The following is a 13924-nucleotide window of genomic DNA, read 5'->3' on the forward strand; positions in this document are numbered from 1 at the left end:
TTTGCGGGAATTTTTTGGCGAAGGGCATGGAGGAACGATGGCGTGCACGCGGCTCTGTGTGATCTGTGGTGACGGGGGGGCGAAGACGGTCGAGAGGGCGGGAGCCGGGGTGTATTATTCCTGTGCGGCCTGCGGGGTGACGTTTCTTGAGCCGGATCAGAGATTGTCGGCTGAGGAGGAGCGGAAACGCTACGGTCTGCATCGAAACAGGCCGGATGATAAGGGATACCGGCGTTTTCTGGAAACCCTGGCCGATCCGCTGATCCCGATGCTCAAACCGGGCGCCCGGGGGCTGGATTACGGCTGCGGCCCCGTGCCGGTTCTGGCAACGATGCTTCGCGCGGCGGGGCATCCCACGGCCGTGTACGATCCCTTTTTTTTCGCGGATTCGGCTCCGCTTGAAACGACCTATGATTTTGTCACCTGCACCGAGGCGGCGGAGCATTTTTACCGGCCGATCGAGGAGTTTCAAACGTTGGACAGGTTGCTGGTTCCCGGGGGAATTCTGGCGGTGATGACGACATTTCGGACGGACACGGTGGATTTTTCAACCTGGCATTACCGGCGTGACCCGACCCATGTGATATTTTACCGCGAGGAGACCATGCATTGTCTGGCCGGGCGTTTCGGATGGACCTGCATGGTTCCGGCCCTCAACGTGGCCATCATGAAGAAGCCCCTTTCACCTTTCTGAGGTTGATGCGAAACGGGGACGCCCTCCCCACCTTCTCCACCCAGGCGGCCGCTCATTGGGCGGGCTCTGCCTGAAAAAAGGGCCGATTCCTTAGCGAAACAGTCGGCCCATCCGTTCGCAGGCCTCGTCCAGAATCCGGGGCTTTTTGGCGAAGCAGAAACGGGCCAGGTTTTTTCCCCCGTCGTCGTGGTAGAAGGCGCGGCCGGGGACGCAGGCCACGCCGGTTTTGGCCAGGATGTGCATGGCTTTTTCAAGATCGTCCCTGCCGGGCACACGGCTGATGTCGGCCAGGACGTAATAGGCGCCGGAGGGAACGGAGGGGGTGAGGCCCAGATCGGCCAGCACGGTGCAGAAACGGTCCCGTTTGATCCGGTGGTCATCGCAGATGGCCTGGTAATAGGATTCGGGAAGCTCCATCAGGCCGCGGCAAACGCCCACCTGCAAGGGGGAGGGGGCGCAGACGTAAATGAGGTCATTCATGTGGGCAGCGGCCGTGGTGACGGCAGGGGGGCAGACGGCGTAGCCCACCCGCCAGCCGGTGATGCTGAAAATTTTGGAAAAACCCGAGATGGTCACCGTGCGGTCGGCCAGCTCCGGCAGGCCGGCCGGAGGAATGTGGCGAAGACCGTCGTAGACGAACCATTCGTACATTTCATCGGTGATGATCCACAAGTCGTGGGTCCCGGCAAAATCCGCAAGAAGGGAAAGCTCATCCCGGCTGATCACCTTGCCCGACGGGTTGGCCGGGGTGTTCAGCACCAGAGCCCGGGTTTTGTCGGTGATGAGCGAGGCCATCTGATCCCAGTCGAAGGCCCAGGAAGGCGCTTTCAGCCGGGAGAACACGGCGTTGACCCCCATGGCCGACAGGGTGGACCGGTGGTAGCCGTAATAGGGTTCGAACAGCATCACCTCGTCGCCGGGATTGAACAGGGCCATGCACACCGCGTAAAAGGCCCCGGTGGCTCCGGCGCTGATAAACACCTGGCTTTCCGCGTCCACGGCCATGCCGTGCTCCCGGTCGAGACGATTCGCCACGGCCGTTCGGAGATCCGGATACCCTTCACAGGGCATGTAGATGTTTTGGCCTTCGTCCATGGCCTGCTTGGCCCCTTCGATCACCTGGGCCGGAATATCCAGATCGCAGACGCCCTGGGCCATGTTGATGCCGCCCGCCTCCGTGCAGGCCCGCGTCATGGCCCGGATTTCCGATTGCCTCAGACCCCTGGTCCGGTCGCTGGTTTGCATGAGGTGTCTCCTTCTTGGGGGGTACAAAATGAGTGTTCAGGAATTGACGGCTTCGTAAAATGTTTGATATCTGCGTTACGCATCATCCCTCGTCACTGCGGCGTACCCTTAGTACGCCTCATTCCTCGGGACTCGCAAGCCTTGATCTCGAATATTTTACGAAGCCGTCCAAACATTGACTTTTTACAAGACCATCAGGAATTGATCAGTTTGGTTTTGAATTTGTTGTATTCGTCGAGGGTGATCAGGTTTTTTTTGTAAAGATCCGCCAGTTCGGACAGCTCCCGCAACTGGTAGTTGCCCGAGTCGATCAGGTGCCCGCTGTGTTCGGCAAGACGGGGGCGCGGGTCAATCGAGGTGTTGCCGGGGTTCTCCAGGCGCAGGGACGCCATGCCGCCCAGGATGCTGACCTCGATGGTGCGCCCCGTGAAGGCCGGAAGGGACAGCATATCACGAAGCTGTTTCCCTTCACGGACCATTTTTCGTTTGAGCAGGTAGCCGGCCAGAAAAATGCCCGCCGACCCGATAATCAGGATCCAGACCAGGTATTGAACGATCACGCCGAAAAAAAGAATCAGGCATCCCAGGCCCGCAATCAGTAAAACATGGAGCACCAGGATCAGATGCGCGGCAAAGATGCTTTTCATCATGCCGCTGGAATCTTTTTTGCCGGTTGACGTCATAACCCGTTCATCCCGTTAAGGTCTGTTTTGATGATGCCACCGAAAAACGGTTCAGGCAACGAATTTCGTAAACTGTCTGTTTAAAAGATCGGCCTTGAATTGTCAAGTGTCAAGACGTCCGCCTTCCAGGGTAATCGCATGTTTCATATCCGGATTTAAACACGTCATCCGTGCCGGCAAGAAATACACCGCTTGAGCATACGACACCCTCTCTGTGACTTTGTGTCTTTGTGAGAAATCACTTAGACCGCCCCCTTGGGAGACGCCGGTTTAATCGCTCTCACAGAGTCACGGAGACACAGAGAACGCCGGACATGCCGGGGCATGTCGCACGGCAACGCTCCTGTGGGCATCCCATGCCGTGACGGACAAGAGCCCCGCCTCTTTTCCGTCATGGTCAAACCATTCAACCACCCGGTCGCTGCGCTCCCTGAAGGACACGAAGGGAATGGGGGTTGTCAATTCCCGGCACACGGCATGTCATGAGCCGCTCCCCACAGGGCATGACCCATGTGTCGTGCGGGATAGACATGCGATTGCTCTGCGTTCGCTTTTAGGGCAACTTATCCCCTGGGATGAAAGCGTGTGTGGATTTTTTTCAGGTGGTCGCGGGTGATGTGGGTGTAGATCTGGGTGGTTGCGATGTCTGCGTGGCCCAGCATGATCTGGACCACGCGCAGGTCTGCGCCGCCTTCGAGGAGATGGGTGGCGAAGGAATGCCTGAGGGTGTGGGGAGAAATGGTTTTGCGGATGCCCGCTTTGAGGGCGTATCGGTTGAGCAGCTTCCAGAATCCCTGGCGGGTCATGGGCTTTCCCTGGCGGGCCACGAAAAGATACTCGCTTGCTTTTGTTTTCAGAAGGTGGGGCCGGGCGCCTGCCAGGTACAGGTCGATTTTTTCCCGGGCATACTGCCCCATGGGTATCACCCGCTCCTTGGACCCTTTGCCGAAGACCCGGACAAAGGAGGCTTCCCGGTTGACGTCCCTCACTTTCAGCGAGACCAGTTCACTGACCCGGAGGCCTGCGGCGTAGAGGAGCTCGATCATGGCGGCGTCCCTCAATCCCCGGTGGCTGGTGGGGTCCGGGGCGTCGATGAGGGCGGTGATTTCCCCAAGATCCAGGGTGTCGGGGAGTTTAAGGCCGCTTTTGGGAAAATCGATCAGCCGGGACGGGTCCTGGGTCAGGATTTTTTCCTTGAACAGAAAGGCATAAAAGCCACGCAGGCTGACCAGATGCCGGGCCCGGGAACGGGGCGACAGCCCTTCGTCTCTCAGGGAGATCAGATGCTTGAGGATCAGGTAGGTGTCTTCGTTTGAAACCGTCGATATGCCGTTTTCACCCAGAAAGGCGGCGTACCGTGCAAGATCCCGGCTGTAGGATTCCAGGGTTTTGTCGGCCAGGCCCTTTTCCACCAGGATGTAATTGAGAAAGACATCGATATGGGTATCGATGGCAGCCATCATCACCCGTCGATTCGATAGTCGTCGTAGCTGAGGGTGTTGAGAACCTCCGCGCCCGTCTCCGTCACCAGAACCATGTTTTCAAGGCGGATGCCCCCCCAGTCCGGCAGATAGATCCCCGGCTCCACGGTGACGATCATGCCCGCCTCAAGCAGGGTGTCCTTGAGCGGGCTGAGCCGGGGTGCCTCATGGATTTCAAGACCCACGCCGTGCCCCAGGCCATGGGCGAATTTTTTGCCGTATCCGGCCTTTTCAATGTGCCGGCGGGCTTGGGCATCCACGTCTTTGGTCCCGGCTCCGGGGCGGATGGCCTCGATGGCCAGGGCCTGGGCATCGTGCAGAATCGTGTAAAGCTCCTGAAAGGTCTCATCGGGCGATCCCAGGACAAGGGTCCGGCTGGTGTCGCTGCAGTACCCGTCATAAATGGCACCCCAATCGAACAGGAGGGGTTCGTTTTTTTGGATCATGCGGTTGCCGGGAATGGCGTGGGGCAGGGCGCTGTTGGGCCCTGAGGCCACGATGGGAGGAAAGGACATGCCTTCGGCGCCCAGCTCCCGCATGTTTTTTTCAAGTTCCCAGGCCAGGTCGATTTCCCGGACCCCTTTTCTTATGCGTTCACGGGTTTTCACAAAGGCTGTTTCGGCAATGGCCAGCGCCTTGCGGATCGTGGCGACCTCTTCGTCGGATTTGACCACCCTCAGATCCTCGACCAGAAAGTCCGCCGGGGACAATTGGGTCCTGAGGCTGGTGGCGTTGATGCTTTCCTTGATCTTGCAGTAATTGGCATAGGACAGCCGGTTGCTTTCAAATCCGAGATTCTTGCAGGGATGAGCGCCCAGAATTTCGGGGAGGATTTCGTGGATACCGGTCTTGTAGCAGATGACATCCGCCTCGGGGCATTCCCGGGCCGCCTGGAGTTCGAAGCGTGAATCGGTGGCCAGGATCAGGGCGTCCTCGAACACGAACAGGGCGCCCGCCGATTCGTCGATGCCCGTGTCGTGGCCGGTGTAACCGCTCAAAAATCGACGGTTGGCCTGGTGAAGGACCAGGAATCCGTCGACGCTGTTCTGCCGTAGTTTCTTTCTGAAAGCCTGTACGCGTTTTTCAAACAATCCGATCAACGTTGTCTCCTCTCCGGGGGGTCCGGTCGTTTGGGTCAGGGTTGTTTTATTATCAGGAAATCGGTTTTTTTTTAAGAAAAATTACGATGCCGTCACGGAATCGTTTCCAAAAAACGTTCGATTGGTTTTACCGGACGGCGCATCGGAATCCCACGATGTTGGAGGTATAGTCGTCTTTGAACACGAACCGGGCCCAGAGGGGCACAGGGCCGCCGGAGATGAAGCTGCCGCCCTTGGCCACCAGATAGCGCATGTTTTTTTTGGCGTTGTAGGGAGATGGAATGCTGTCGCAGGTCCATTCGAGAACGTTGCCCAGAAGATCGGCCAGGTGGTAGTCGTTCATGAAATCCAGATAGTGGTCCACGGCGGTTGTTCCGGATACGGCGCTGTCTTCCATGTTGCAGGCGTGAAGCACCCACTGGTTACCCCAGGGGTAGGCATAGCCCTTGACCGTCCGGGCCGCCGCCTCCCACTCTACTTCCGTGGGCAGGCTTTTTCCGACCCAGGCCGCAAAGGCCAGGGCGTCCTCCCGGCTGACCTGAACCACCGGATGATGCAGCCGGTTGATCAGCGAACTGTCGGGGCCTTCCGGATGATACCAGCATGCGCCCTTGACCACATCGTATCGGTGGCTGGACGACCAGGTTGAACGGATCTGCCCGGTTTTTTTATCGACGGTTTTTCTGAACCGCCCCGTGTAGACCAGGCCGTGGCCGATCTTTTCCGCGGTGGTCCGGTAACCGGTTTTGGAGACAAAAACCTCGAACAGGGCGTTGGTGATGGGGAATTTACCCATGAAAAATTCGTCGACCCAGACCTCCCGCTCGGGCAGTTCATGCTTTACCGGAGCGGGGCTCCCCACCCGGTAGGTGCCTTTGGGGATATTCAGATAGCTGTTGTAATACCGGTCCATGGCGCTTAATTGACGGTCGAACTGTTCGGCCAGCCGGCGGGTTTCTTCTTCCGGCGTTACAGATCGATCCGGGCCGTCGTCGGGCAGACCCCCGGCCGGCGCCCCCCCCTCGATCGGCCGGACCTCGTCCTCATCGAGGATCTCGACCTCGTCGTCGATGTCTTCGAATTCCTCGTCGTCGACAATCTCCAGGTCGTCCTCATCGACCGTCTCGACCTCCGTCTCGTCGACGGGTTCGAGGTCCTCGGAGCCGGCCGCTCCGGTTTCGGCGTCGTCCGCCTCGTCGATTTCGCCCTCATCGAGGATCTCCGCCTCGTCGTCAACGTCTTCAAATTCTTCGTCCTCGACAATGTCGAGGTCGTCCTCATCGAGGATCTCGACCTCGTCGTCGATGTCTTCAAATTCCTCGTCGTCGACAATCTCCAGGTCGTCCTCATCGACCGCCTCGACCTCCGTCTCGTCGACGGGTTCGAGGTCCTCGGAGCCGGCCGCTCCGGTTTCGGCGTCGTCCGTCTCGTCGATCTCGTCCTCATCGAGGATCTCCGCCTCGTCGTCAACGTCTTCAAATTCCTCGTCCTCGACAATGTCGAGGTCGTCCTCATCGAGGATCTCGACCTCGTCGTCGATATCTTCGAATTCCTCGTCGTCGACAATGTCGATCTCGTCCTCATCGACCGCCTCGACCTCCGCCTCGTCGACGGGTTCGAGGTCTTCGCCGCCGGCCGGTCCGGTTTCGGCGTCGTCCGTCTCGTCGATCTCGTCCTCATCGAGGATCTCCGCCTCGTCGTCGATGTCTTCAAATTCCTCGTCGTCGACAATGTCGATTTCGTCATCATCGAGGATCTCGACCTCCGCCTCGTCGACGGGTTCGAGGTCTTCGCCGCCGCCCGGTCCGGTTTCGGCCCCGTCCGTCTCGTCGATCTCGTCCTCGTCGAGGATCTCGACCTCGTCGTCGATGTCTTCGAATTCTTCATCGTCGACAATGTCCAGGGGTTCATCATCGATCAGATCCGCCTCGTCCGCATCGATGATCTCGACATCGTCATCGATTTCCTCGAGGATATCGTCGTCGTCGATGATATCAAGTTCGGTATCGTCCACCTCGTCGGCCTCGGGCGGCGGTTCTTCGTCCAAGGCCATGTTTCGAAGGCTGTTCAGGATTTTTTTGATGTTGTCCAGGGTCTGGTCCGTGTCGGCATCCTGCGTTTTTCCTTCGTAGGAGGCAATGAACTCGTTGATCAGGGACAGGACTTCGGACACCTTGTCCAGATCCATGGCCCCGTCTGCCCGCATGGTCTGTGAAAAGGCGCTGAGCCGTTCGTTCTTGGCTTCCTCGGACATGACGAACACATGGTCCGGGCTGATGGTAATGCCTTCGGGGTTGCCGCCGGACTCGTACAGGCGGTTGAGGTCCGCATTGACCGTCGAGCGGATGGAACTCAGGTTTTTCCGCTTGGCCCGGACCGCATCGGGGTCGTCTATGGTGGTCCAGATTTCACGGATCAGGATGTCCTGATCGATGCGGGTCAGGGTGCTTATGGCGTCCGGAGAGTCATAGCGCCGTCTGATGGCGTTCAGGTACTTGTATTTCAGGCTGCCGGGGCTGGTGTAGTTCAATCCGGAGACGGCCTGCTCGATTCCGTTTTCGGTCAGGGTTCCGCTGATCTGTGAAAGGGACAGCTCTGGGCTCACGATGGCTCCCGGATGGATGGACGATGATGCAGTCGGGCCTATAGTCAATGAAGAAAAAACGACCGATATTCATGTTACGATGGCCCGATGTTACAGTAAAATCAATCGTATATCAAGGTATTGTAAGGGGGTTGTCTGTTTTGGCCCACCGCTGTCTTCACAAACGGATCAATGTATGGTAGATCATAAAAAATCTTTCTAATTGTAAGCATCGGGAATACACCATGGGCCATGTCATCTGTGTCGCAAACCTCGCGGAGAAGGCGGGGCGGACCTTTACCGCCGTCAATATCGCTGCGTCTTTGTCCGTTCTTGAAAAAAAGGTCCTCCTTGTGGATTGCGATCCGACGGGGCAGGCAGCAGGCTGCCTCGGGATCACGATTGGCGACGGGGACTTCGGCCTGGATGATTTCCTGACGGGCATTGTCGGCGGCCGGGCCGTGGTTCGAAAGACCGCGTTGCCCTTTCTGGACGTGATTCCACCCGGTTTGTGCCTGGGCGACATCGAAACCACCCTGGCCCAGAATCCCGATAAAGAAAAAATTCTGTCCATCGTGCTTCGACCGTTTGTTAAACGCTACGATTACATTATCTTCGATACGTCCCATGAAAAAAACCTGATCACCCGAAGCGCCTTTCTTGCCTGTGACAGCCTTTTGATGCCCGTTGTGCCCGGTCCGTCCACGGGCGACCTTCTCGATGACCTTCTGGGGTTTGCCGGTGACGTCCGAAAAGCCGTGAAGGACCCCCTGACGCTGTCCGGGCTCCTTCTGTTGAACTGCACGGACAGTCGATGCGCTCCGCTCGTTTCCACCGATCCCTCCCGGGGCGTGCCGGAAGGCGCCATTCTTCCCGTGACCATTCCGGAGATCCCGCAGGAACACCGTGTTTCCCCCCTGTGTCTTGCGGACCTAAAATCCCCGGCCGCCGAAGCTTTTCTTGATTTGTGTTTTGAGTTTCTGTATCGTGAAAACGCATCACACATACGGCATCAGACACCCCGAGGCGGCTTCAAGTGAAAGTGACGGATTCGGAAACCATCAAAAACAGTGAAAACAATCTGATCGACGGATTGATCGGCGAACTGGACTGGCAGGTGATCGAAACCCTGCTCAGGGAGAAGTATCACCTCAGGCTCCATGACGATGTGGCCTACACGTCCGGCGATATCATCGTCCATGACAAAAAAATTGCCTACAAGCTGGATTTTGATGTGCGTGTAACCCTGTCTCTTTATGTGGGGCGCGACGGCGAGTGCGTTGACATCCGGGCTTCGGGAAGCGGGGACGATGACGTGCCCCACGATTTTCCCTCTGCGGAGTCTAACGGTCCCATACCCCCTGCCCAGGAACAGGCCCCGGAGCTTTCAGCCGACGTGTCTGACCTGCGACAGCTTCAGCATCAGCGCAAAACCCAGGTTATGGCATCCCATATCGCTGATATCATTAATGAAATAAATGATTAACCCGGCGGTGATCCGACCCGGGGTCGGACGCTTCGACGTGATTCGCTGACGGCTTCTCATCGTATCCGGTCGACCGGAACCGGTCCGTTTTTTTTCGATCATTGGAAAAATCTTATTTTATAAGGGCTTGGGGCTCTTGATTATCCAAAAATGAAGTGATATATATATTGACTATATGATTCAGTCATTTCAAGTATTTTCATTCGACGTGATCCGGTATTGATATAGGGTTTTTCGCTCACAGAGTCATTCGGCACGCAAACGACCCGTCCCCCGGTGGGTCCGTTCCGATCCGCTAACGGATAATGCATCAAGGATACTTCATGGACAATAATGATACGACGGCCGCTTCCGACAGTAAAAAAGTCAAGGAAAAACTCGATGCCATTCTCGAAAGGAATTTGAGGAAACTCGACCAGATCAGCGTGCTCGGGAAAGACGTGCAGCTTGATATGGTCACCGTGGCCGCCCTTCATCTTCTGGTCGAGCGCGAAGGCGAAATCGAGGACGATGAATTGACGAAAAAACAGCGTTACACCCGGAAGGCCTTTCTGAACGACCTGACGGAAATCGGGTTTGAAATCGACGATGAGCTGATGAAGAAGATCCAGGCCGTCTTGGATAACGGATGCGTGGTCATCGACGGGGCGGGGGCCTATCACGCCCAGATGGCCGCCAAGGATGTCGTCGGCAACATCAATAAAATGTTTCCGGGCATGCCGGGCATGAACCTGATTGCCTATGTGATCCAGACCATGGAAGAAATTCTGACCGGACGCAAGGACCTGGACAAGGGGGTCGATCAGTTCGACAAAGCCCTCCAGTCCCGGGGGCGCCCGCTGACCTTTGTGCACCTTCGCACCGAGAAGAAAACCGAAAGCCAGAAAGCCCAGGAACGGCTCAAGCGGGCCCAGGAGCGGGAGGAGTCCCGCAAGGCATCGGAGAAACTCAAGGTCATTTACAGTGAGAAGATCGCCAGTCTTCGAAAAACCCTGTTGCGCGAAAAAGAGGAGCCGATGGTGGTGACCAGGCGGGCCCTCGGCGCGGATGATATTCAGATCAAGGAAGTGTCTCCCCAGAAAATCAGGGAAGCCCAGGAGCGGGAACGGCTGGAACAGGAACGCCTGGAACGGGAGCGCCTTGAAAAAGAACGGGAAGAGCTGGAACGCCAAAAACAGGAACTTGAACGCCTGGCCCGGGAGCAGGAAGAAAAGGATCGTCTGGAACGCGAGCGTCAGGAACAGGAGAGGCGTGAGCAGGAACGTCAGGAGGCCCTCGCACGGGAAGAGCAGGAACGGCTCCGGCTTGAACAGGAGGTCCGTGAGCGTCTGGAGCGTGAACGGCTCGAAAAAGAGCGTCTGGAAGCGGAATCGTCCGACCGCGAATTGTCCATCGAAGAGCAGATCGCGGCCTTCGAGCGGGAGCAGGCGGTGACCTGTCCCCTGTGCCACACCGGGAAAATTCTTCAGGAAACCACCGACAGCAACCGGACCTATTACAAATGCAGCAACCCCGTATGCAAGTTCATCAGTTGGGACAAACCCCATCTGTTTGCCTGCCCCCAATGCCGAAACCCCTACCTTTTAGAGTTTCACCGACCCGATGGAACGGTGGGGCTGAAGTGCCCCCTGGCCACCTGTTCCTATTCCCAGGCGGGTCTGGGCCGACCGGGTGAGGCTCCGCCGCCGCAAGCGGCGACGCCGACGGCTTCCGCCCCGGACGGCGCAGCGCCGAAAAAGAAACGCCTGGTCCGGCGGCGCAGATCCTGATTCATCCCGGCGGCGTCGGGGCCTGGTGTTTCCCCCCGGTTTCGGTCATGCGGGCCGGGGGTCGAGCACATGCCGACCGGGGACGAAACAGGCGAAATCCCCCTCGAAGACCGTCTCATCGTCCCGTTTGACCGTGACAACCACCTGATGCTTTTTCCCTTCCACCGCGGTGACCGACGCCTCGGCCACCATCGTCTCGCCCACCTTGACCGGCCTTAGAAACCGCACCGATGCCCCGCCCAGAACCACGTTGGGGTGGTTGACGGCCAGCATGGCCGCATAGTCGGCCAGCCCGAAAATGAAACCGCCGTGGACCAGCCCCGAATCATCGGCGGCCATGGAGTCGATGGCGGTGAAGGTGACGGTGCAGTGACGGTCTTTCACCCGTATGGGGGTTCCGCACAGTTCCTGATTGATCGTGTGATGGGTGTTGATGATCATGGGAGCCTCATGGGGGTTGTGGTGTGGGTTGCGCCGCTGTACATCCGATTAGGAGGGATGTCGGCCGGTTTGAGAGTCTTGCCCACCATAGCGTTTAACCCGTCTTGCATCAATCCCTTTTTCCCATCCGCAGAGATAAAATCCTTGATTTCGACATCGCGACCCGGGTATAAGTGACCGGGTGGTCACATGACTTTTTGCCCATCAACCGGAGAAGGAAATGTTCATGAAAGCGGAATTGACCCGGCATTCATACAATACGGATGGATACAATGAAACCGATACCCCTTCGCGATAAAACGCTGCTGCCCATCGCCGAAAAGGTCGAGGCGGGACAGCGCCTGGACGCCGACGACGGGATGGCTCTGTACCGAAGCCGGGATCTGATCGGCATCGGCGGCATGGCCAACCGCATCAGGCGGCAAACATACGGCGACAAGGCCTTTTTTGTCTACAACCAGCACATCAATTACACCAATGTCTGTTCGAACATGTGCTCGTTCTGCGCCTACGCCGAAGAAGAGAAAAGCGACAAGGCCTATACCTGGTCCATCGATCAGATCCGCCGGCGCATTGTCGAGCGCATCGACGAGCCCATCCGGGAACTGCACATCGTGGGCGGGCTGAACCGGAATCTGCCCTTTTCCTATTTTACCGACATGCTGACCATGATCCGGGAGGTGAGGCCCCAGGCGGCCGTCAAGGCCTTCACGGCCGTTGAAATCGATTACCTGGCCACCCTGTCCGGGAAAACCCTGGAAGAGACGGTATTGACTCTCAAAGACGCCGGGCTGATGCTGATGCCCGGGGGCGGGGCGGAGGTGATGAGTGATCGGGTCCATGACGCCCTGTTTCCGAAAAAAATCGGCAAGGACCGCTGGCTGGAAGTGACCGAGGCGGTGCACCGGACCGGTCTGAAAACCAATGCCACCATGCTTTACGGCCATATCGAGACCCTGGAGGAGCGGGTCGGTCATCTTCTGACCCTTCGGGATCTCCAGGACCGGACGGGCGGGTTTTCCGCCTTCATTCCCCTGGCGTTTCATTCGGCGAATACGAAACTTTCCCACATTCCGTCCACCACGGCCTTTGACGATCTGAAAACCATCGCCATTGCCCGGCTTCTTCTGGACAATATTCCCCACATCAAGGCCTATTGGGTGATGATCGGGGAAAAACTGGCCCAGACGGCCCTGTTTTTCGGCGCGGACGATCTGGACGGCACCATCATCGAAGAGCGTATCACCCATACGGCCGGGGCCACATCCGCCAAGGGGCTCACCCGAAACACCATGGAGCACATGATCCGTTCGGCGGGCCTTGTGCCCGTGGAGCGGGATTCCTTCTACAACGATGTGACAAGGCCGGACAAGGAGGCATGATGGACCGCATCGCGGATAAAATTGAAAACGGCGTGCGCATCGATACGGATGAGGCCCTTTCCCTTCTGGTCCACGGCGACGTTCTCACCCTGGCCGCTCTGGCCGACGGGATCCGCCGGCAGAAACATCCGGAGCCTGCGGTGACCTTCGTCATCGACCGGAACATCAACTATACCAACGTCTGCGTGTCCGAATGCCGGTTCTGCGCCTTTTTCTGCAAGAAAGGAGACGGGGGCTACGTGATCAGCCGGGATGATCTGGCCCGGAAAATAGAGGAAACCCTGGCCCTTTCCGGCACCCAGATTCTCCTTCAGGGGGGCATGAATCCGGATCTGGATCTAACGTTTTACCTGTCCATGCTTCGCTTTATCAAGGAGCGTTTCCCCATCCATATCCACGGGTTTTCTCCGACGGAGATCGATTTTATCGCCGGAAAATGCGGTTTGTCCCACGAGGAGCTGATACGGGCCATGATGGACGCCGGTCTGGATTCCATTCCCGGCGGCGGTGCAGAAATTCTGGTCGACGAGGTGCGGCGCCGGGTTTCCCCCAACAAGTGCGGCTCTGACACCTGGCTTCAGGTCATGCGGGTGGCCCACACACTGGGGCTCCGCAGCTCGGCCACCATGATGTTCGGCCATCTGGAAACGCCGGCTCAGATCGTCGAGCACCTGGATCGGATCCGCTCGCTCCAGGATGAGACCGGTGGATTTACCGCCTTCATCCCCTGGACCTTCCAGCCCCGGAACACCCGAATCGACGTGGTGCCGAAAACCGCCTTGGAATACCTTCGCGTGCTGGCCCTGTCCCGGATCTTTCTGGACAATGTCGATAACATCCAGGCTTCCTGGGTGACCCAGGGCGACAAAATCGCCCAGACCTCTCTGGCCTTCGGGGCCAATGATCTGGGCAGCACCATGATCGAAGAGAACGTGGTGTCCGCCGCCGGGGTGGATTACATGATTCCCAAAGACGAACTGATCCGGCTGATTGCGACGGCGGGCTTCGTTCCCCGTCAGCGGGATTGTTTTTACGGCACCGTCAGGGATTATTGAATCG

12 protein-coding genes are annotated in these 13924 nt (G+C 57.8%); 6 read left to right on the forward strand and 6 right to left on the reverse strand.

Annotated elements, in window-relative coordinates; all coding sequences use genetic code 11:
- Nucleotides 1–37 precede the first annotated feature (37 nt).
- Nucleotides 38–694, forward strand: a complete 657-nt coding sequence (locus tag ACYQ11_RS12975; RefSeq protein ID WP_459924223.1) for a class I SAM-dependent methyltransferase — start codon at nucleotides 38–40, stop codon at nucleotides 692–694.
- A gap of 90 nt (nucleotides 695–784) precedes the next feature.
- Here ACYQ11_RS12975 and ACYQ11_RS12980 read toward each other — a convergent pair whose 3' ends face one another.
- The 5 genes from ACYQ11_RS12980 to ACYQ11_RS13000 form a co-directional block, all read right to left on the reverse strand.
- Nucleotides 785–1939: a pyridoxal phosphate-dependent aminotransferase gene (locus ACYQ11_RS12980; RefSeq protein WP_459924224.1), complete on the reverse strand. Its 1155-nt coding sequence runs from the start codon at nucleotides 1937–1939 to the stop codon at nucleotides 785–787.
- Between the two features lie 194 nt (nucleotides 1940–2133).
- Nucleotides 2134–2622, reverse strand: coding sequence for a hypothetical protein (locus ACYQ11_RS12985; RefSeq protein WP_459924225.1), 489 nt, complete (start codon nucleotides 2620–2622; stop codon nucleotides 2134–2136).
- Between the two features lie 563 nt (nucleotides 2623–3185).
- Nucleotides 3186–4085, reverse strand: a complete 900-nt coding sequence (xerD, locus tag ACYQ11_RS12990; protein ID WP_459924226.1) for a site-specific tyrosine recombinase XerD — start codon at nucleotides 4083–4085, stop codon at nucleotides 3186–3188.
- On the reverse strand, nucleotides 4085–5203 hold the full coding sequence (locus tag ACYQ11_RS12995) for an aminopeptidase P family protein (RefSeq protein WP_459924227.1): 1119 nt from the start codon (nucleotides 5201–5203) through the stop codon (nucleotides 4085–4087). Before ACYQ11_RS12995 ends, xerD begins: the two co-directional genes overlap by 1 nt.
- 127 nt (nucleotides 5204–5330) lie before the next feature.
- On the reverse strand, nucleotides 5331–7808 hold the full coding sequence (locus ACYQ11_RS13000) for a formylglycine-generating enzyme family protein (protein WP_459924228.1): 2478 nt from the start codon (nucleotides 7806–7808) through the stop codon (nucleotides 5331–5333).
- Nucleotides 7809–8032: 224 nt separating this feature from the next.
- Here ACYQ11_RS13000 and ACYQ11_RS13005 point away from each other — a divergent pair, with 224 nt between their 5' ends.
- From ACYQ11_RS13005 to ACYQ11_RS13015, 3 genes are all read left to right on the forward strand, one after another.
- Nucleotides 8033–8827, forward strand: a complete 795-nt coding sequence (locus tag ACYQ11_RS13005) for a ParA family protein (protein WP_459924229.1) — start codon at nucleotides 8033–8035, stop codon at nucleotides 8825–8827.
- Nucleotides 8824–9273, forward strand: a complete 450-nt coding sequence (locus ACYQ11_RS13010; protein ID WP_459924230.1) for a hypothetical protein — start codon at nucleotides 8824–8826, stop codon at nucleotides 9271–9273. The genes ACYQ11_RS13005 and ACYQ11_RS13010 overlap by 4 nt, the downstream gene beginning before the upstream one ends.
- A 323-nt stretch (nucleotides 9274–9596) precedes the next feature.
- On the forward strand, nucleotides 9597–11042 hold the full coding sequence (locus tag ACYQ11_RS13015; RefSeq protein WP_459924231.1) for a hypothetical protein: 1446 nt from the start codon (nucleotides 9597–9599) through the stop codon (nucleotides 11040–11042).
- A gap of 45 nt (nucleotides 11043–11087) precedes the next feature.
- Here the strand turns inward: ACYQ11_RS13015 and ACYQ11_RS13020 are convergent, their stop codons facing one another.
- On the reverse strand, nucleotides 11088–11483 hold the full coding sequence (locus ACYQ11_RS13020) for a hotdog domain-containing protein (protein ID WP_459924232.1): 396 nt from the start codon (nucleotides 11481–11483) through the stop codon (nucleotides 11088–11090).
- Nucleotides 11484–11755: 272 nt separating this feature from the next.
- Here ACYQ11_RS13020 and mqnE point away from each other — a divergent pair, with 272 nt between their 5' ends.
- Both mqnE and mqnC read left to right on the forward strand, forming a co-directional pair.
- Nucleotides 11756–12865, forward strand: coding sequence for an aminofutalosine synthase MqnE (mqnE, locus tag ACYQ11_RS13025; protein ID WP_459924233.1), 1110 nt, complete (start codon nucleotides 11756–11758; stop codon nucleotides 12863–12865).
- The gene (gene mqnC, locus ACYQ11_RS13030; RefSeq protein ID WP_459924234.1) at nucleotides 12862–13920 is read left to right on the forward strand and encodes a cyclic dehypoxanthinyl futalosine synthase; all 1059 of its coding nucleotides are present in this window, start codon (nucleotides 12862–12864) and stop codon (nucleotides 13918–13920) included. The genes mqnE and mqnC overlap by 4 nt, the downstream gene beginning before the upstream one ends.
- Nucleotides 13921–13924: the final 4 nt, after the last annotated feature.

The organism is Desulfatiferula olefinivorans (assembly GCF_054657895.1).